Below are 17,069 nucleotides of genomic sequence, written 5' to 3'. Positions count from 1 at the left end.
GGGGCGGAGGCGTTCCCCTATTCGCCGGCGAGCCGCATCGCGGGAAGCGGGCTGGCAAGCCGCATCAGGCCGGCCACATCGCGTGCCGTGGCGAGGCCCAGCACCGCCTCGGCCAGCGCGGCCGCCCGCTCCTGGCCCATCACGCGATCGACCAGCCCGTGGAACTTCGCCGCAAGTTCCTGATCCGTCAGAAAATTGTCAGGCTCGCCCTTGGGCACCACCACCTTGCGCGAGACCTCGCCCGCCGTCGTCTTCACCGTCACCTTGCCCGACATGTTGGCGGGGAACTCGGCCTCGATCTCGGGGTCCTGGACGCAGCGGACCTTGCGGGCGAGCGCGCGCACGGCCGGGTCATCGAGCAGCCGGTAGCTGTCCCAGCCCATCGCGCCCGTGGCGAGGGCGGCCGCGACCACGAACGGGCCGCTGAATTGCCCGTCCACCACATTCTTCGGCTCGATCTTCTGCTCGTGCGGCGCGCCGACCAGCAGCATGCCCTTGGCCGGCAGGCCGACCGTGACCGATTCGATTCCATTGGCCGTGAGCCCATGCTCGGCGCGCAGCGCGATCGCCGCGTCGATCGCGGCATGCCCATAGCGGCACGAGGGGTAGGGCTTCACGGCGGTGTGCATGGTCTCGAACACCGTGCCGAGCTGCTCCAGCACGCGCTCGGGCGTGGGCGAGGGGGCATAGGCGCGCAGGAACCCATGCCGCCCCTCGATGGCCTCGGCCGCGCCGCGGAAGCCCTCGCGTGCGAGCATCGCCGCTGCGAGCCCCGCCATCGCCGCCCAGCCGACCTGGAACCGCTTGGTCCAGGCGCCGTTGGCGAGGAACTGCAGGCTGCCCGCGGCCTGGCTCAGCGCGATGCCGAGTGCATCCGCGATCGCGCCTGCGTCGAGCCCGAACACGCGCCCCGCCGCCGCCGCCGCCCCGAAGGCGCCGCAGGTGGCGGTCGGGTGGTAGCCGCGGTCATAGTGCTCGCCCGCCGGCAGGGCGAGGGCGAGCCGGCAGGTCACCTCGTAGCCGGCGACGATCGCGGCGAGCGTGTCGGCCCCCGTCGCGCCGGTCAGTTCGGCGGCGGCGAGCGCGGCCGGGATCACCGGCGCGCCCGGATGCAGGCTGCCGGCAGCGTGGGTGTCGTCAAAGTCGAGCGAGTGGCCGAGCGCGCCGTTCAGCAGCGCCGCCCCCGCCGGGGTGTAGCGCGTCGGATCGCCGAACACCGTCGCCTCGCCGCCGCAGAGCCCGAGCGCGCGGACGGCCGCGATCAGCGCCGGCGTGCTCTCGGCGTCGTGCCGCGCCCGCACCATGTTGCCGACCAGATCGAGCGTCAGCGCGGCGGCGCGCCGCAGCACCTGCTCGGGCAGGGAGGCGGGCGTGATCCTGGCGCACCACGCCGAGAGTTCCGTCGTCACCGCCGCCATGGCCGTTCCTCCTGCCCGATCTGCGTTCCGGCCACTCTAGGAGCGGTTGTCGCCTCGGGCCAGGGACAGCGGGAGCATGGCGCGCGTGCGCGAACGCGTCGGGATGTGATCGCGGCTTCGTTGAGCCGCTCGCCCGATGGTGGCAGACAGAGGGGGTGATCGCGACTCGACCCACCCGCCGTGCCGTGCTCGCCGGACTCGCCGCCGTCGCCGCGAGCCGCGCCGAGGCCTCAGCCCCGTTCGACCGCTGGCTCGCCGAGCTGCGCGCCGAGGCGCTGCGCGCGGGCATCAGCCAGGGCACGGTGCGCGCGGCGCTGACCGGCATCGGCCCCATCGCGCGCGTCATCGAGCTCGACCGGCGCCAGCCCGAACGTCGCCTCACCTGGGCCGAGTACCGCGACCGTGTGGTGGCCGAGCCGCGCATCGGCAACGGCAAGCGCGCCTTCGCCGACAACCGGCTGCTGCTCGACGCCGTTGAGGAGCGGTTCGGGGTCGCTGGCCGCACGGTGACGGCGATCTGGGGCATCGAGACGAATTACGGCGCCACCACCGGGGGATTCCCCGTGATCCAGGCGCTCGCCACGCTGGCGCATGACGGGCGGCGCGCGTCCTTCTTCCGCGGCGAATTGTTGAGCGCGCTGCGCATCCTCGATCAGGGCCATATCGCGCTCGACCGCATGACCGGCTCCTGGGCCGGGGCGATGGGCCAGCCGCAGTTCATGCCCGGCTCGTTCCTCGCCTACGCGGTCGATTTCAACGGCGACGGCCGGCGCGACATCTGGGACAGCCGCGAGGACGCGCTCGGCTCGATCGGCAACTATCTGGCGCGGGCGAACTGGCGGGCGGGCGAGCCCTGGGGCTTCGAGGTGGTCCTTCCGCCGGGCTTCGACATCGGACTTGCCGACGGGCGGGCGATGCGGCCGCTCTCGGCGTGGAGCACGCTCGGCGTGCGGCGCGCGGGCGGCGGGCCGCTCGGGCAGTCGGAGATCCCGACCGCGATCGCGGCCCCCGACGGCGCCGGCGGCCAAGCTTTCGCGATCCACCGCAACGCGCAGGCGATCCGGCGCTACAACAACAGCATCTACTACGTGCTGGCGGTGGGGCTGCTGTCCGATCTGGTCGGCTGACACCACGCGCCGAGGAGACGCCATGGCCTCGACCCAGACCACCCGCCGCGTCCTGCTGGGCACGGCGGGCGCGCTCGCGGCCCTGCCGGCGGCGGCACAGCGCGCCGGGCAGCAGCGCCAGCCCCAGCGCGCGGCACCGCCGCCGCAGCCCCAGGGCTCGCCGGCGCTTACCCCGCTCGGCCCGATCGACACGCTCGCCCGCCACGCGCTGATCGTCGACTTCGCGACCGGCGCGACGCTGCTCGAGAAGGACGCGGATGTGCCAATGCCGCCCGCGTCGATGAGCAAGCTCATGACCGCCTATGTGGTGTTCGAGCTGCTGCGCGACGGGCGGCTCCGGCTCGACCAGGAACTGCCTGTGAGCGAGCGGGCCTGGCGCATGGGCGGCTCGAAGATGTTCGTCGAGGTGAACACCACGGTGAAGGTCGAGGACCTGCTGCGCGGCGTGATCGTGCAGTCGGGCAACGATGCCTGCATCGTGCTGGCCGAGGCGATCAGCGGCAGCGAGGAGCAGTTCTCGGAACTGCTGAACGAGCGCGGCCGCGCGATCGGGCTCACCAACAGCACCTTCCGCAACTCGACCGGCTGGCCGCATCCGCAGCACCGCATGAGCTGCCGCGACCTGGCACTGCTGGCCGCGCGGCTGATCCACGACTTCCCCGACTACTACCGCTACTATGCCGAGCGGTCCTTCCGGTTCAACAACATCACCCAGGAGAACCGCAACCCGCTGCTCTACCGCAACGTCGGCGCGGACGGGCTGAAGACCGGGCACACCGAGGAGAGCGGCTTCGGCCTCACCGCCTCGGCGGTGCAGGACGGGCGGCGCGTGATCCTTGTGGTCAACGGGCTGCCCTCGATGCGCGCGCGCTCGGAGGAATCCGAGCGGCTGATGCGCTGGGCCTTCACCGAGTTCGAGAACGTGCGCCTGTTCGGCGCGGCCGAGACCGTGGAGGAGGTGCCGGTGCATCTCGGCACGCGCGCCACCGTGCCGCTCGTTGCCGGGCGCGATCTGGTGGTCACGGTGCCGCGGCAGTGGCGGCGGAGCGCGCAGATCGCGGTGCGCTACGTATCACCCGTGAAGGCGCCGGTGCTGCGCGGCGCCGAGCTCGGCCGGCTGGAGATGTCGGGCCAGGGCGTGCCGAGCATGTCGATCCCGCTCTATGCCGGGACGGACGTGCCGATGCTGGGCTTCCTGCCGCGCATCCTGGGCGGTGTGCGGACCCTGGTGCTGGGCTCGTGACGGCAGGCTAGTCTCGCGCCATGGCGCGCGGGGTGTTCATCACGATCGAGGGCGGCGAGGGGGCCGGGAAGTCGACCCAGCTTGCGCGGCTGGCCGAGGCGCTGCGGCAGTCGGGGCGCGAGGTCGTGGCGACGCGCGAGCCCGGCGGCACGGAGGATGCGGAAGCGATCCGCGCGCTGCTGGTCGGCGGCGCGCCTGGGCGCTGGGACCCGATCGCCGAGACGCTGCTGCACTACGCCGCGCGCGCCCAGCATGTCGCGCGGCTGATCCGCCCTGCGCTTGAGCGCGGCACCGCGGTGCTGAGCGACCGTTTCGCAGACAGCACCATGACCTATCAGGGCTTCGGCCAGGGGGTTGCGCGCGAGACGATCCGCGCGATCCACGCGGCGTCGCTCGGCCGGTTCGCGCCTGACCTGACGCTGATCCTCGATCTGCCGGTCGAGGTCGGGCTTGCGCGCGCCGCCGGCCGGCAGTCAACCAACCGCTACGAGCGCTTCAACCATGACTTCCACGCGCGTGTCCGAGAGGGGTTCCTGACGATTGCGCGCGAGGAGCCGGGGCGCTGCGTCGTGATCGACGCCTCGCGCCCGCCCGATGTCGTCTGGCGCGCGATCGTCGGGGCCGTGAGCGGGCGGCTGCGCCTCGACCTTGAGGACGCGGCGTGAATGGCCAAGGCGCCGCCGCCCACAGAGCCGGAACTGTCGCCGCGCCATGCCGAGACGCTGGTCGGCCATGACGCCGCGCTGGCCGCGTTCCGCCATGCCTGGACGAGCGGGCGTCTGCACCACGCCTGGCTGATCGGCGGGCCGTCCGGGATCGGCAAGGCCACGCTCGCCTTCCGCATCGCCCGCTGGGTGCTCGCCGGCGGCCCCGAGACCGACGCCTCGCTCGCGCTCTCGGCATCGCATTCGGTGTTCCGCAAGGTCGCGCTCGGCAGCCACCCCGATCTCGCGGTGCTGGAGCGGAGCGAGAACACCAAGACGGGCCGGATGCGCACCGAGATCGTCGTGGACGACGTCCGCGCCCTCTCGTCCTTCCTGCGGCTGACGCCGGCCGAGTCCGACTGGCGCGTGGCGATCATCGATCCGGCCGATGATCTCAACCGCGAGGCGGGGAACGCGCTGCTCAAGATCCTGGAGGAGCCGCCGCCGCGGGCGCTGCTGCTGCTGGTCGCGCACGCGCCGGGGCGGCTCTTGCCGACCATCCGCAGCCGCTGTCGTCGGCTGATGCTCACCCCGCTCGCCGAGGCCGAGGTCGCCTCCCTCCTCGCCACCCTCGCGCCCGAGGTGGCGCTGGCGGAACGCCGCGCGGCGGCGGCGATCGCGCGCGGCTCGATCGGCCGGGCGCTGACCATGGCCGGGGAGGGGGCCTCGGCGCTGAAGCAGGCGCTCGACGAGGTGATGGGCCGGCTGCCCGAGGTCGATCCGGTGGCGGCGCACACCCTCGCCGACAGCCTCAGTCGGCCGGGCACGGAGGAGAACTTCGCCCTGTTCATGGACCTGCTGCGCGATGCCGTCGCCGCATGCGCGCGCGCCGCGGCGACCGGCGCGCCCGACCGTGTCGCCGCCTCGCGTCCGCTTGAAGAATGGGGGGCGGTGTGGGAGAACCTCGGCCGGCTCGCGCGCATGACCGCCGGGCTGACGCTCGACCGCAAGCAGGCCGTGCTTTCCGCCCTCTCGGCGCTCCGGCCCGGCGCGGTTCCCGACATGCCCTGAGCCCGGACCGATGGCCGACGCCGCCCGCACCTACGTCACCACGCCGATCTACTACGTGAACGACGTGCCCCATATCGGGCACGCCTACACCACGCTCGCCTGCGACGTCTTCGCCCGCTTCATGCGGCTCGACGGGCATGAGGTGTTCTTCCTGACCGGCACCGACGAGCATGGCCAGAAGGTGGACAAGGCAGCGGCGGCGGCCGGGATGTCGCCGAAGCCCTTCACCGACAAGGTGTCGGAGAACTTCCGCGCGCTTGCGGCCGCGATGGACATCTCGAATGACGATTTCATCCGCACGACCGAACCGCGCCACTACCGCGCCTGCGAGGCGTTGTGGCAGCGTATCCACGACGCGGGCGATCTCTATCTCGGCGACTATGGCGGCTGGTACGCGGTGCGCGACGAGGCGTTCTACCGCGAGAGCGAAACGACATTGCAGCCCGACGGCACCCGCATCGGCCCCACCGGCGCGCCGGTGGAGTGGGTGAAGGAGCCGTCGTGGTTCTTCCGCCTCTCCGCCTGGCAGGACCGGCTGCTCGCCTTCTACGCGGCGAACCCCGACTTCATCGCGCCCGAGAGCCGGCGCAACGAGGTGATCTCGTTCGTGAAGTCGGGACTGGAGGACCTGTCCGTCAGCCGCACCTCGTTCACCTGGGGCGTGCCGGTGCCGGGATCGGACGGCCACGTGATGTATGTCTGGCTCGATGCGCTGACGAACTACATCACGGCCGCCGGCTACCCGGACGAGGCGCACCCGCGCTGGAAATTCTGGCCCGCTGACCTGCACATGGTCGGCAAGGACATCCTCCGCTTCCACGCGGTCTATTGGCCCGCCTTCCTGATGTCGGCCGGCGTCGCGCCGCCGAAGCGCGTCTTCGCCCATGGCTGGTGGACGGTCGAGGGGCAGAAGATGTCGAAGTCGCTCGGCAACGTCGTCGATCCGCACGCGGTGATCGGCGAGTTCGGACTCGACCCGTTCCGCTTCTTCCTCTTGCGCGAGATCCCGTTCGGCGCGGATGGTGACTTCTCGCGCCGGGCGATGATCCGGCGACTGAACATCGATCTCGCCAACGAGTTCGGGAATCTCGCGCAGCGCACGCTCGGCTTCGTCGCGCGCAATCTCGACGGCATGCTGCCAAGCCCGGATGTGCTGGGCGGCGACGACGAGGCGCTGTTGGCGCAGGCAAGGGGGCTGCTGCCGCTGATGCGCGCGGAGATGCGCCGTCAGGCCTTCCACGCCGCCCTGGAGTCGGCGTGGCAGGTGGTGCGCGAGGCGAACAGCTACATCGACCGGCAGGCGCCGTGGAAACTGCGCAAGACCGATCCGGTGCGCATGGGCACGGTGCTCTGGACCCTCGCCGAGACGCTGCGGCATCTCGCGATCCTGCTCCAGCCGGTGATGCCGCGGAGCATGGCGCGGCTGCTCGACCAGCTCGGCGTCGATCCGCGCGACCGCGACTTCGCGGCCCTCGCGCGGCCGCTCCCGGGCGGGCACGCGGTGCCGACACCGGAGCCCTTGTTCCGCAAGGTCGAGGACAAGGACGGGCAGGGGGCGGGATGCTGATCGACAGCCACTGCCATCTCGATCACTGGCGCGCGGAGGAGATCGCCGGCGTCGTTTCGCGCGCGGCCGAGGCGGGGGTGCGCACGCTGATCACCATCGGCACGCGGATCAGCCAGGCCGCGACAGTGAAGCGGATCGCCGAGACCTTCCCGGATGTCTGGTGCACGGTCGGCATCCATCCCCACCAGGCGGCCGAGGCGCCGATCCCGGCGGTCGAGGAGTTGGTGGCGCTGGCCGATCACCCGAAGGTGGTCGGGATCGGCGAGGCGGGGCTCGATTACCACTACGACCGCGCGCCGCGCGACATCGCCGCCGAGGTGTTCCGCCGCCAGGTCCGCGCGGCGCGGATCACCGGCCTGCCGCTGGTGATCCATGCGCGCGACGCGGATGCCGACATCGCGGCGATCCTGACGGACGAGCACGAACGGGGCGGGGCGTTCCCATTCGTGCTGCACTGCTTCTCCTCGGGCCGCGCGCTCGCCGAGACCGGCGTGGCGCTCGGCGGTTCGGTCAGCTTCTCGGGAATTCTCACCTTCAAGCGCTCGGACGATCTGCGGGCCCTCGCGCGTGACCTGCCGGCGGATCGGCTGCTGGTCGAGACCGACGCGCCGTTCCTCGCGCCCGAGCCGTTCCGCGGCAAGCGCTGCGAACCGGCGATGGTGGCGCACACGGCAGCCGTGCTGGCGGGCGTACGCGGGGTCTCGGTGGCGGAGATCGCCGCGCTCACGACCGTCAATGCCGCGCGGCTGTTCGCGCGGCTGCGTCTGCCCGAAGCCGTCACCTGATGCGCGTCACCGTCCTCGGTTGCGGCGGGTCGGGCGGCGTGCCGCTGATCGGTGGGCTCTGGGGCGCTTGCGATCCGGCCGAACCACGCAACCGTCGGCTCCGTGGCTCGATCCTGATCGAAACCGACATAGCAACGATCCTGGTCGATGCCAGCCCGGACCTGCGCGCCCAGTTGCTGGCGGCGGAGGTACGCCGGATCGACGCGGTGATCATCACTCATGCCCATGCCGATCACGTCAACGGGCTCGACGACCTGCGCTACGTGAACCGGCTCATGCGCAGCCCGATTCCGCTCTATGCCGACCGCGCCACGCTCGATGAGCTCAGCCAGCGCTTCGGCTATGCGCTGCGGCCGCTCGACAGTCACGGCTTCTACCGGCCGGTGCTGGAGCCGCGTGAGGTCACCGCCGGCACGGCATTCGAGGCCGCCGGGGTTCAGGTTCTGCCGATCGCCCAGGATCACGGCTTCATGACGACGCTCGGTCTGCGGTTCGGCGCCTTCGCGTATTCGACCGACGTCGTGCGCATGGACGAGGCGGCGCTGACGGCGCTCGCCGGCATCGACACCTGGATCGTCGGCTGCTTCCAGAACACCGCGCACCCGACGCATGCGCATCTGCCGCTGGTGCTGGAGTGGGTCGCGCGGATCCGGCCGCGCCGGACGGTGCTGACGCACATGAGCGAGCGGCTGGACTATGCGACGCTCGCGGCGACGCTGCCCGAGGGCGTGGAGCCGGCGCATGACGGGCTTGTGTTGGAGCTCGCGGACCGTCCGGCGGTCGCGGCATGATTTACCATAATCCTGCTTATCGGCTTTTGTGATGCAGATCCCGGACACCTCCTCCGGCCCCCCGGCCGATGCCGGCGCCGCCACACTGCGCCTGATCGCGATCATGGCCGCGCTGCGCGATCCCGCCCGGGGCTGCCCCTGGGACAAGGAGCAGAGCTTCGCCACCATCGCGCCCTACACGATCGAGGAGGCCTACGAGGTCGCCGACGCGATCGCCCGGCAGGACTGGCCAGCGCTGAAGGACGAACTGGGCGACCTGCTGTTCCAGGTCGTCTACTACGCGCAGATGGGCGCCGAGGACGGGCGCTTCGACTTCGCCGCCATCGCCACCGCGATCGCCGACAAGATGGTGCGGCGCCACCCGCATGTGTTCGGCACCGAGAGCCGTGCCGATTCCGACGCCCAGACCCATGCCTGGGAGGCGCAGAAGCAGGCCGAGCGCGCCGCGCGCGCCGAGACCGGGGTGCTGGACGGTGTGCCGATCGCCCTGCCCGCCCTCACCCGGGCGCTGAAGCTGACGCGCCGTGCCGCCCGCGTCGGCTTCGACTGGCCGACGCCTGAGGCCGTGCTGGAAAAACTCGCGGAGGAGACCAAGGAGCTTCAGGACGAACTCGTTGTCGGCGCGCCTGCCGACCGTCTGGCAGATGAGATCGGCGACATGCTGTTCGTGCTGGCCAATCTCGCCCGCAAGCTCGGCCTCGATCCCGAGGCGTGCCTCCGGCAGGCCAATGGCAAGTTCGAGCGACGCTTCCGCGCAATCGAACGGGCCCTTGCCAGCGAAGGAAAGTCGCCGTCCGACGCGACGCTCGATGAGATGGAAGCGCTCTGGGCCGCGGCGAAACGCGCCGAGATGCGCTGAGCCGGCTTCCGCTCAGCCCTGCATCCTGACATCACCGATCGGCAGTCCCGACGGCTCGCGGTGAACGGTCAAGGTCTGCAGGGCATCGACCGCGCCGCCGGGCGGCAGGGTCAGCATCAGCATGTGTTCCTGATGCTCGATCCGCACCCAGCGCGCGGCGCGCAGCGCCGCCAGCAAGCGCTGGCCCTGCGCCGGAACGGTCACCCGCATCGTGTCGGGATCGCTCAGCCGCAGATGCGCCGGCCAGCGCGCGCCCGACGGCAGACGCAGCGCGACGGGATGGGTGCGGTCGTCCTCGAGCGGCCAGGCCATGCCCTCGATCTCCATGACGACCATTCCCCCGCCCGGCGGGGAGACCATGATCCGCAGCCGCGTGCCCGTGCGCTCCAGACTCTCCAGCAGCGCCACGTCGGCGCCGCCACGCTGTTCGAGCGCCAGCCGCCAGGAAAGGTCGCCAGTCTCGATCCGGTCCATGATGGCGAGTTGACGACGGAGTGATGCTCGCAGGTGTGAGGTGCGTCACACAGTTGGGGCTTGCCAGGCGGTACGGCGCAACGCCGTGACCCTGACGCACAACGCCGCGCAACAGCTTGGCATACAAGGAGATGCACGACGCGCCCTTCTCGGACACGTCGCGCTGCTTGCGTCCACTTGGTGGCCCGCGCTCGTCTGCGGCAGCGCTGGCGCTGACTGGGCGCCGTCTTCGCCGCCGCCCTACTCCGGCAGGGGGATGAACTCGGTCTCGTCCGGGACAGGTGCGAACCGTCCGGCCTTCCAGTCGGCCTTGGCCTGCTCGATCCGCTCGCGTGACGAGGACACGAAGTTCCACCAGATGTAGCGCGGCCCGTCCATCGCCGCGCCGCCGAGCGCCAGCACGCGCGCGGGCTCGGTTGCGGTCACGTGGATCGGATCGCCGGCGCGGAACACCAGGAGCTGCCCGGCCGGATGGCGCGTGCCCGCGATCTCGACCGCGCCGGTCACCAGGTAGAGCGCCCGCTCCTCGGTCTCGCGCGGCAGGGCGAAGCGCGCGCCGGCGGCGAGCGTGACATCCGCGTAGAGCGTGTCGGAGGCGGTCCGCACGGGGCTCGTCACGCCGAACGCCGCGCCCGCGACCAGCGTCAGCGCGACGCCGGCATCCGCGAGCTTGGGCAGCGCCTCGGCGGGCGTATGCGCGAAGCCCGGCTCGGTCTCCTCCAGCGCACGCGGCAGGGCGATCCAGGACTGGATGCCGAACAGCCGCGACCCGCTCGCACGCAACGCTGCCGGCGTGCGCTCGCTGTGCGCGATGCCACGGCCCGCCGTCATCCAGTTCACCGCGCCCGGCGCGATCTCCTGCACCACGCCGAGGCTGTCGCGGTGCATCACCCCGCCCTCGAACAGATACGTCACCGTTGCGAGCCCGATATGCGGGTGCGGCCGCACATCGATCCCCTGTCCCGCGACCAGTTCGCCCGGTCCCATCTGATCCCAGAAGATGAACGGCCCGACCATCCGGCGCTTGGCGCTCGGCAGCGCGCGGCGCACCTCGAACCCGCCGACATCGTGGCTGCGCGGCACGATCACGGTCTCGACCGCGCCGTCGGGTGTCGCGGGGCAGTCGGGGTCGGAGGCCGGGAGCCAGCTCATGCCCGCGTCTCCTTCGGCGCGTCGCTGCGGCCGTGCAGCGCCATCACGGTCGCCAGCATGACAGCCACCGGGGTCTCGGCGCCATCGCGACGCGCGAACACCTCCGCCTCGACGACCGTCAGCGTCCGTCCGGCCTTGCGCACGCGGCCGCGCGCGATCAACGCCTCGCCTTCGGCCGGCGCCATCAGGTTCAGCTTGAACTCGACCGTCAGCACCGAGGCGTCCGCCGGCATCAGCGTGAAGGCGGCGTAGCCGCAGGCATTGTCGGCGAGTGTCGCGACCACGCCGGCATGCAGATATCCGTGCTGCTGGGTGAGCTCGCGCCGATACGGCAGCGTCACCTCGCAGGTCCCGGGACCGAGCGCGGTGATCGAGGCGCCGAGCAGCGTCATGAGGGGTTGCCGCGCGAAACTGGCGCGCACGCGCGCCGCATAGTCGGGGTCGGGCGGCGCCCGACCCGCTTTCACGCGGCGAACAGCGCTGCCTTCAGCGCCTCCCACCCCGCCCCATCCGGCGCGGCAAGCAGACCGCCTGTGTGCACGCCGGCGTGGTAGGGCTGCCCGTCGAGGCGGCGTGCGTAGCCGCCGGCCTCCGCGTGCAGCAGCACGCCCGGCGCGTGATCCCAGGGAAAGAGCCGCCAGTACAGCAGCCCGTGCAGCTTGCCCGAGGCCGCGAGCCGCCACTCGTGCGCCGCGCAGCGCAACTCCCAGGTCGCCCCGAGCGCGCCGAGATTGCCGCGCACGATGCCGGCCCGGTCCGGCGGCAGGTAGCGATGGCTGACGGCCGCGACCATCCGCCCGACCGGCGCAGGCTCGGCCACGCGCAGGTCGTGGCGCGCGCCATCCGCGCCCTGCACCCAGGCCCCCTCCCCGCGCAGCGCGATCGCGGTGTCCTTCAGCACCGGATCGTGGATCCAGGCCGCAACCGGCTCGCCCTTGCGGATCAGCGCCAGCATCGCGCCGAACAGCGGCAGCCCGGCGGCGAAATTCGCCGTGCCGTCCACCGGGTCGCAGACGAACACGGCGTCCGCGGCACCGACGCGACCGAGCAGGGACGGATCGGCCGCCGCCGCCTCCTCGCCCACCACGGGCACGCCGGGGAACATCCGGCCGAGGGCCGCCTCGATCGCGCGCTCGGCCGCCTCGTCGGCGGCCGTCACCATGTCGTGCGGGCCGGTCTTGGTGCGCACCTCGCCGGCGGCGAGGTTGCGGAAACGGGGCCAGATCTCGGCCGCGGCCGCCTCTGCGAGCAGCGCGGCGACCTCGTCCGCGCGCGCCGCGGTTATGACGGGTGTCAGCCCTCCACCCCGAGGATGTCGGACTCCTTGAGGATCACGTAGTCCTTGCCGTCCATCTTCACCTCGGTGCCCGACCACTTGCCGTACAGCACCATGTCGCCCTTCTTGACGTCGAGCGGCAGCAGCCGCCCATCCTCGGTGCGGGTGCCGGGGCCGGCGGCGATCACCTTGCCGCGGGTGGGTTTCTCGCCGGCGGTGTCGGGGATGATGATCCCGCCCTTCGACTTCGTTTCGGCAACAGCAGGCTCGACCAGCACACGGTCGCCGAGCGGCTTGAACGGCATCGCGACTCTCCTTGGGTGATGCGGACCCGCATCGCAGCAGCGCCGCGGCGTGACGTCAATCGTGCGCGCCTGCCTCGCGCGCCCGGCGGCTGTCGAAGCGCGCGCGATCGTCGGGGCTGAGCCGCACGGCGAGATGGATCGCCTCGGCGCTGTCGCGCCGCTCCAGCACCTCGCCATGGGCGTAGAGCCAGGCGAGCGCCGCGCCCTCGGTCGGGTCGAGCGCGATCCGATGCACCGGCAGTCCGGCCGAGAGCTTCGCGTCCAGCGCCGTGCACAGCCGGTCGAGCCCCGCGCCGGTCAGCGCCGAGACCAGCAGCGCGCGCTCGCCAAGCCCCGCAAGCTCGCTGAGCGCGGCATCGTCCAGCAGGTCGGCCTTGTTCAGCACCTCGATGGTGCGCTCGGGCCAGGCCTCGTCCAGCGTGCCGTCCTTCACCATGCCGTCGAGCACGCCGATCACGTCCGCCCGCTGGGCTCCACTGTCGGGATGGGCGATGTCGCGCACATGCAGGATGATGTCGGCCTCCGCCACCTCCTCGAGCGTGGCGCGGAACGCCTCGACCAGCTCGTGCGGCAGGTCGCTGATGAAGCCGACGGTGTCGGACAGGATGACGCTGCGCCCGGAGGGCAGCTTCAGCCCGCGCATGGTCGGATCGAGGGTCGCGAAGAGCTGGTGCTTGGCGTAGACATCGGCGCCGGTCAGCGCGTTGAACAGCGTCGACTTGCCGGCGTTGGTGTAGCCGACCAGCGCGATCACCGGATAGGGCACGCGCTTGCGCGCGCCCCGATGCAGGCCGCGCGTGCGCCGCACCTCCTCCAGCTCGCGGCGGATCTTCGCCATCCGGTCGCCGATCAGGCGGCGGTCGATCTCGATCTGGCTCTCGCCCGGGCCGCCCAGGAAGCCGAAGCCGCCGCGCTGACGCTCCAGGTGGGTCCACGACCGCACCAGCCGCGTGCGCTGGTAGTCGAGATGCGCGAGCTCGACCTGCAACGACCCCTCGCGCGTGCGCGCGCGCTCGCCGAAGATCTCCAGGATCAGCCCGGTGCGGTCGATCACCTTGCAGCCCCAGGCGCGTTCCAGGTTGCGCTGTTGCACAGGCGAGAGCTGCGCGTCCACCACCGCGACCGCGATGCCGTGCAGCTTCACCTCCTGCGCGATCTGCTCGACCTGACCGCCGCCGAGCAGGGTCGAGGGGCGAGGCGTGCGCAGCGGCAGGATGGTGCGCCAGCGCACATGCAGGCCGATCGACACCGCAAGCGCGGATGCCTCCTCCAGCCGCGCCTCGGCGGGACGGAGCGCATCGCTGTCCTCCTCTGCCCCGGTCCGGCCGGACCAGGGCAGCACCACCGCGGCCGCGCGCGGGTCGGGCGGTGTCTCGGCCGGAGCGGCGCGGCGTCCGCGCCGCTCGGGCAGGGTGTCAGTCGGCGGAGGTCGCTTGCGCAGGGGCAGGCTCCTTGGCCGCTGCCTCGGCCGCCGCCTTGGTGGCGTCGAACAGCACCACCGGCGCGCCTGGCATCACGGTCGAAATGGCGTGCTTGTAGACGAGCTGGGTATGCCCATCACGCCGCAGCAGCACCGAGAAATTGTCGAACCAGGTGATGATCCCCTGAAGCTTCACGCCGTTCACAAGGAAGATCGTCACCGGCGTCTTGTTCTTGCGGACATGGTTCAGGAACACGTCCTGTACGTTCTGCGACTTCTCAGCCATGGCCAGAGCCTTCTTCTGCTTGTAGTTTCGGGTCGCATTCGGTCCGGGAAAATGCCGGCGCGGCACTTCGTCTCCGCGACGCCCCGGTGCGGCATATAGCACCGGGTCAGGCGCGCACAAGCCGGGTGAGATGATCGCGGAGCGCGGCGTGGTCGGAGATGTGCAGGGCGGGTGCCGCGCGCGCCGGCCCGCCATCGTGCGCTGCGTCGCCGATCAACACGGCAAGCACGCCTGCATTGCGCGCGGCCTGCATGTCGAGCGCGGTGTCGCCGACATACCAGACCTGCGGGCCGGCGGTGACGCCGAGCGCGCTGAGGGCGAGGCGGATCGGCGCCGCATCGGGCTTGTCGGCCGCCGCATCGCCGGCGCCGATCAGGGTGACGAAGTGGTCGCTCCAGCCGAGCGCCTCGGCCTCCCGGCGGAGGTAGCGGCCGGTCTTGTTCGAGACCACCGCCAGCGTGAGGCCGAGGGCGCGCGCGTGCCGCAGCGTCTCGGCCGCGCCGGGCAGCGGCGTGACGTTCTGAAGATGGGTGCGCTCCAGCGCCTCGTAGAAGACGTCGCGCGCGCGCTCCCACGCCTCGCCGAACAGGCCCGGGAAGCTGTCGCGCAGCGACTGGCGCACACGCCCGCGCACCTCGGCGAGCGACCACGGGCGGTGACCGAAGGCGGTGAGGGCCGCGTTCAGGGCCGAGGCGATGCCCGGCCAGGCATCGACCAGCGTGTTGTCCCAGTCGAAGACGAGGGCGCTAGGCAGCGGGTCGCTCACGCCGCGCGCGGGACGTTGCGCATGCCGCTCACGTGGCGCGCGAAGATGTCGAACAGCCGCCGCGTGATCGGGCCCGGCGTGCCGTCGCCGACCTTGACGCCGTCGATCGCCAGGATCGGCTTCACGAAGGAGCTCGCCGAGGTGATGAACGCCTCGCGCGCCGAACGCAGCTCGCTCTCGCTGAACGGGCCTTCGACGAACTCGATGCCTTCGTCGCGCATCAGCCCCATCAGCACCTGGCGCGTGCAGCCCGGCAGGATGTTGCCGCCGAGATCGCGCGTGCGCAGCCGACCCTGCTGATCGACGATCCAGACTGTCGTCGAGGCGCCCTCGGTGACCATGCCGTCGGGCGCGATCATGATCGCCTCCGTCGCGCCCTTCTCGACCGCCGCCTGACGCGCGAGCACGTTCGGCAGCAGGCCGACGGTCTTGATGTCGCAGCGGGCCCAGCGCTGATCCGGATGCGTGATCGCGGTGCCCTTCCAGCCGTCGATCCTGGCCGGGAAGGGCTTCAGCCGCTTGGCGGTGACGACCAGCGCGGGCGGGATCGGCCTGGTGGGGAAGGCGTGGTCGCGGCGCGCCACACCGCGGCTGATCTGGAAATAGACGATGCCTTCGGTGATGCGGTTGCGGCGCACCACCTCGCGCAGCACGCGCGCGAGCGCGGCGCGCGGCATCGGCATGGGGATGCGGATCTCGCGCAAGGACCGCTCCAGCCGGTCGAGATGCGGGCCTTCGTCGACGAAGCGGCCGTCATGGACGTGCACCACCTCGTAGACCGCATCGGCGAACTGGTAGCCGCGATCCTCGACATGCACCGCCGCCTCGCGGTGCGGGACATAGCGGCCGTTGACATAGGCGATGCGGGACATGCGGACCTCCGGAATGGTGCGGTCAGTGAAGCGCAGCCGGCACGGCGGCGCCAGTGCCTGCCGATCAGCTCTCGGCGACCGCGACCACGCGCCCGCCGCTCAGGCGCACGAGCTCGGCCGGCGTCGTCTCGAACACATGCATCGGGCTGCCGGCCGCCGCCCAGACGCGATCCAGCGCCATCAGCGCCGCGTCGATCAGCACGACCGGCGCGACCTCGTGCCCGACCGGCGCGACTCCGCCGATCGCGAAACCGGTGGTCTCGCGCACCCAGCGTCCGTCCGCGCGCTCGATCGGGACGCCGAGGGCTGCCGAGACCTTCGCCAGATCGACCCGGTTGACGCCCGAGGCGATCACGAGCACCGGCCGGCCCGACCCCTTGGCGCGGAACACCAGGCTCTTGGCGATCTGGGCGACCGCGCAGCCCACCGCGCGCGCCGCGTCCTCGGAGGTGCGGGTGCCGGCCGGGAACATCGCGATCGTGTCCGCGTGGCCCGCGGCACGGAGCGCGGCGCGCACCCGGCCGACCGAGCCCCCTTCGCCCGCCTCGTTCATGCCTGGATGATCCGCCATTGCGACAACGGCACCGACCCGAGATCCGGTCGCGGCGGATCGTCCAGCAGCGCGATGAACTCCAGCGAATGCCCGTCCGGGTCATCGAAATAGACGCTCGCCGCAGGCATCCAGGCGAGCACCACCGGCTCATCGATCGTCGTCTCGCCGTTGCGCGGAGTCAGCCCGGCGGCCCGCAGTTCGCCAACGCTGCGCTCGACATCGGCGAGCGTGACGCGGAAGGCGATATGGCTGCGGATGAACACCGGCGAGGTGTGGATCTCCCACAGCCCCAGCATGGTCTCGCGCGGCGCGCCCATCCAGAGGAACGCGGCATGCCGCTCGGGCACGCGATGGGCGAAGGTGAGCCCGACGACGTCGCGATAGAAGACGATCGACCGGTCAAGGTCGCGCACCGTCAGATGGGCCTCGTACAGACCGCGGATCGGGACGAGCGCCATCG

The 17,069-nt window shown here is 71.7% G+C and carries 20 protein-coding genes; 8 read left to right on the top strand and 12 right to left on the bottom strand.

All coding sequences use genetic code 11. From position 1 onward, the window contains the following. Positions 1–17 precede the first annotated feature (17 nt). Positions 18–1,418: an MmgE/PrpD family protein gene (locus F563_RS0108805; RefSeq protein ID WP_019014299.1), complete on the bottom strand. Its 1,401-nt coding sequence runs from the start codon at positions 1,416–1,418 to the stop codon at positions 18–20. 155 nt (positions 1,419–1,573) lie between these two features. Between F563_RS0108805 and F563_RS0108800 the strand changes: the two genes are divergently transcribed. The 8 genes from F563_RS0108800 to mazG are packed head-to-tail and all read left to right on the top strand — an operon-like array spanning position 1,574 to position 9,505. Further along, positions 1,574–2,545 (top strand): lytic murein transglycosylase, encoded by a 972-nt coding sequence (locus tag F563_RS0108800; RefSeq protein WP_026299443.1) that lies wholly within the window; start codon positions 1,574–1,576, stop codon positions 2,543–2,545. Positions 2,546–2,567: 22 nt separating this feature from the next. Then, positions 2,568–3,788, top strand: coding sequence for a D-alanyl-D-alanine carboxypeptidase family protein (locus F563_RS0108795; protein WP_019014297.1), 1,221 nt, complete (start codon positions 2,568–2,570; stop codon positions 3,786–3,788). Between the two features lie 20 nt (positions 3,789–3,808). Beyond that, positions 3,809–4,453, top strand: a complete 645-nt coding sequence (tmk, locus tag F563_RS0108790) for a dTMP kinase (RefSeq protein ID WP_019014296.1) — start codon at positions 3,809–3,811, stop codon at positions 4,451–4,453. Next, positions 4,454–5,503: a DNA polymerase III subunit delta' gene (locus F563_RS0108785; RefSeq protein WP_019014295.1), complete on the top strand. Its 1,050-nt coding sequence runs from the start codon at positions 4,454–4,456 to the stop codon at positions 5,501–5,503. It abuts the gene before it with no gap. A gap of 10 nt (positions 5,504–5,513) precedes the next feature. Continuing rightward, a complete protein-coding gene (gene metG, locus F563_RS0108780; RefSeq protein ID WP_019014294.1) occupies positions 5,514–7,070 on the top strand; it encodes a methionine--tRNA ligase in 1,557 nt (518 codons plus the stop codon). Further along, positions 7,064–7,855, top strand: coding sequence for a TatD family hydrolase (locus F563_RS0108775; RefSeq protein WP_019014293.1), 792 nt, complete (start codon positions 7,064–7,066; stop codon positions 7,853–7,855). Before metG ends, F563_RS0108775 begins: the two co-directional genes overlap by 7 nt. Next, complete coding sequence (locus F563_RS0108770; protein ID WP_019014292.1) at positions 7,855–8,646, top strand: MBL fold metallo-hydrolase; 792 nt, start codon at positions 7,855–7,857, stop codon at positions 8,644–8,646. Before F563_RS0108775 ends, F563_RS0108770 begins: the two co-directional genes overlap by 1 nt. Positions 8,647–8,677: 31 nt before the next feature. Further along, positions 8,678–9,505: a nucleoside triphosphate pyrophosphohydrolase gene (mazG, locus tag F563_RS0108765; RefSeq protein WP_019014291.1), complete on the top strand. Its 828-nt coding sequence runs from the start codon at positions 8,678–8,680 to the stop codon at positions 9,503–9,505. 12 nt (positions 9,506–9,517) lie between these two features. Here mazG and F563_RS0108760 read toward each other — a convergent pair whose 3' ends face one another. The 11 genes from F563_RS0108760 to F563_RS0108710 all read right to left on the bottom strand — a co-directional run bounded on the left by F563_RS0108760 (position 9,518) and on the right by F563_RS0108710 (position 17,067). Further along, positions 9,518–9,979 carry a hypothetical protein gene (locus F563_RS0108760; protein WP_019014290.1) on the bottom strand — a complete coding sequence of 154 codons (462 nt, stop codon included), beginning with the start codon at positions 9,977–9,979 and terminating at the stop codon, positions 9,518–9,520. Positions 9,980–10,219: 240 nt separating this feature from the next. Beyond that, positions 10,220–11,131, bottom strand: coding sequence for a pirin family protein (locus F563_RS0108755; RefSeq protein ID WP_019014289.1), 912 nt, complete (start codon positions 11,129–11,131; stop codon positions 10,220–10,222). Continuing rightward, complete coding sequence (locus F563_RS0108750) at positions 11,128–11,598, bottom strand: PaaI family thioesterase (protein WP_019014288.1); 471 nt, start codon at positions 11,596–11,598, stop codon at positions 11,128–11,130. The genes F563_RS0108755 and F563_RS0108750 overlap by 4 nt, the downstream gene beginning before the upstream one ends. Further along, on the bottom strand, positions 11,595–12,383 hold the full coding sequence (locus F563_RS0108745; RefSeq protein WP_245557117.1) for an inositol monophosphatase family protein: 789 nt from the start codon (positions 12,381–12,383) through the stop codon (positions 11,595–11,597). Before F563_RS0108745 ends, F563_RS0108750 begins: the two co-directional genes overlap by 4 nt. Positions 12,384–12,424: 41 nt before the next feature. Beyond that, entirely contained in the window at positions 12,425–12,712 is a 288-nt protein-coding gene (locus F563_RS0108740; RefSeq protein WP_019014286.1) for a co-chaperone GroES, read from the bottom strand. Between the two features lie 55 nt (positions 12,713–12,767). Next, a complete protein-coding gene (hflX, locus tag F563_RS0108735; protein ID WP_019014285.1) occupies positions 12,768–14,057 on the bottom strand; it encodes a GTPase HflX in 1,290 nt (429 codons plus the stop codon). Between the two features lie 70 nt (positions 14,058–14,127). After that, positions 14,128–14,418 carry an RNA chaperone Hfq gene (gene hfq, locus F563_RS0108730; RefSeq protein ID WP_019014284.1) on the bottom strand — a complete coding sequence of 97 codons (291 nt, stop codon included), beginning with the start codon at positions 14,416–14,418 and terminating at the stop codon, positions 14,128–14,130. Between the two features lie 106 nt (positions 14,419–14,524). Continuing rightward, positions 14,525–15,184 carry an HAD family hydrolase gene (locus F563_RS0108725; protein ID WP_019014283.1) on the bottom strand — a complete coding sequence of 220 codons (660 nt, stop codon included), beginning with the start codon at positions 15,182–15,184 and terminating at the stop codon, positions 14,525–14,527. Further along, a complete protein-coding gene (locus F563_RS22095; RefSeq protein ID WP_019014282.1) occupies positions 15,181–16,056 on the bottom strand; it encodes a D-amino-acid transaminase in 876 nt (291 codons plus the stop codon). The genes F563_RS0108725 and F563_RS22095 overlap by 4 nt, the downstream gene beginning before the upstream one ends. A gap of 64 nt (positions 16,057–16,120) precedes the next feature. Beyond that, positions 16,121–16,609, bottom strand: a complete 489-nt coding sequence (locus F563_RS0108715) for a YbaK/EbsC family protein (RefSeq protein ID WP_019014281.1) — start codon at positions 16,607–16,609, stop codon at positions 16,121–16,123. Further along, entirely contained in the window at positions 16,606–17,067 is a 462-nt protein-coding gene (locus F563_RS0108710) for a VOC family protein (RefSeq protein ID WP_019014280.1), read from the bottom strand. Before F563_RS0108710 ends, F563_RS0108715 begins: the two co-directional genes overlap by 4 nt. Between the last annotated feature and the right edge of the window lie 2 nt (positions 17,068–17,069).

This window comes from Elioraea tepidiphila DSM 17972 (assembly GCF_000378465.1).
In the GTDB taxonomy this organism is placed as follows: Bacteria; Pseudomonadota; Alphaproteobacteria; order Acetobacterales; family Acetobacteraceae; genus Elioraea; species Elioraea tepidiphila.
Note: the sequence above shows the minus strand (reverse complement) of the source record. Positions and strands in the feature narration are given on the sequence as shown.

What these genes read in the sequence shown, in the direction of transcription:
- F563_RS0108805 (WP_019014299.1), bottom strand. Translation starts at nt 1,418, where the DNA reads ATGGCGGCGGTGACGACGGAACTCTCGGCGTGGTGCGCCAGGATCACG.
- F563_RS0108795 (WP_019014297.1), top strand. Translation starts at nt 2,568, where the DNA reads ATGGCCTCGACCCAGACCACCCGCCGCGTCCTGCTGGGCACGGCGGGC.
- tmk (WP_019014296.1), top strand. Translation starts at nt 3,809, where the DNA reads ATGGCGCGCGGGGTGTTCATCACGATCGAGGGCGGCGAGGGGGCCGGG.
- F563_RS0108785 (WP_019014295.1), top strand. Translation starts at nt 4,454, where the DNA reads ATGGCCAAGGCGCCGCCGCCCACAGAGCCGGAACTGTCGCCGCGCCAT.
- metG (WP_019014294.1), top strand. Translation starts at nt 5,514, where the DNA reads ATGGCCGACGCCGCCCGCACCTACGTCACCACGCCGATCTACTACGTG.
- F563_RS0108775 (WP_019014293.1), top strand. Translation starts at nt 7,064, where the DNA reads ATGCTGATCGACAGCCACTGCCATCTCGATCACTGGCGCGCGGAGGAG.
- F563_RS0108770 (WP_019014292.1), top strand. Translation starts at nt 7,855, where the DNA reads ATGCGCGTCACCGTCCTCGGTTGCGGCGGGTCGGGCGGCGTGCCGCTG.
- mazG (WP_019014291.1), top strand. Translation starts at nt 8,678, where the DNA reads ATGCAGATCCCGGACACCTCCTCCGGCCCCCCGGCCGATGCCGGCGCC.
- F563_RS0108760 (WP_019014290.1), bottom strand. Translation starts at nt 9,979, where the DNA reads ATGGACCGGATCGAGACTGGCGACCTTTCCTGGCGGCTGGCGCTCGAA.
- F563_RS0108755 (WP_019014289.1), bottom strand. Translation starts at nt 11,131, where the DNA reads ATGAGCTGGCTCCCGGCCTCCGACCCCGACTGCCCCGCGACACCCGAC.
- F563_RS0108740 (WP_019014286.1), bottom strand. Translation starts at nt 12,712, where the DNA reads ATGCCGTTCAAGCCGCTCGGCGACCGTGTGCTGGTCGAGCCTGCTGTT.
- hfq (WP_019014284.1), bottom strand. Translation starts at nt 14,418, where the DNA reads ATGGCTGAGAAGTCGCAGAACGTACAGGACGTGTTCCTGAACCATGTC.
- F563_RS22095 (WP_019014282.1), bottom strand. Translation starts at nt 16,056, where the DNA reads ATGTCCCGCATCGCCTATGTCAACGGCCGCTATGTCCCGCACCGCGAG.
- F563_RS0108715 (WP_019014281.1), bottom strand. Translation starts at nt 16,609, where the DNA reads ATGAACGAGGCGGGCGAAGGGGGCTCGGTCGGCCGGGTGCGCGCCGCG.
- F563_RS0108710 (WP_019014280.1), bottom strand. Translation starts at nt 17,067, where the DNA reads ATGGCGCTCGTCCCGATCCGCGGTCTGTACGAGGCCCATCTGACGGTG.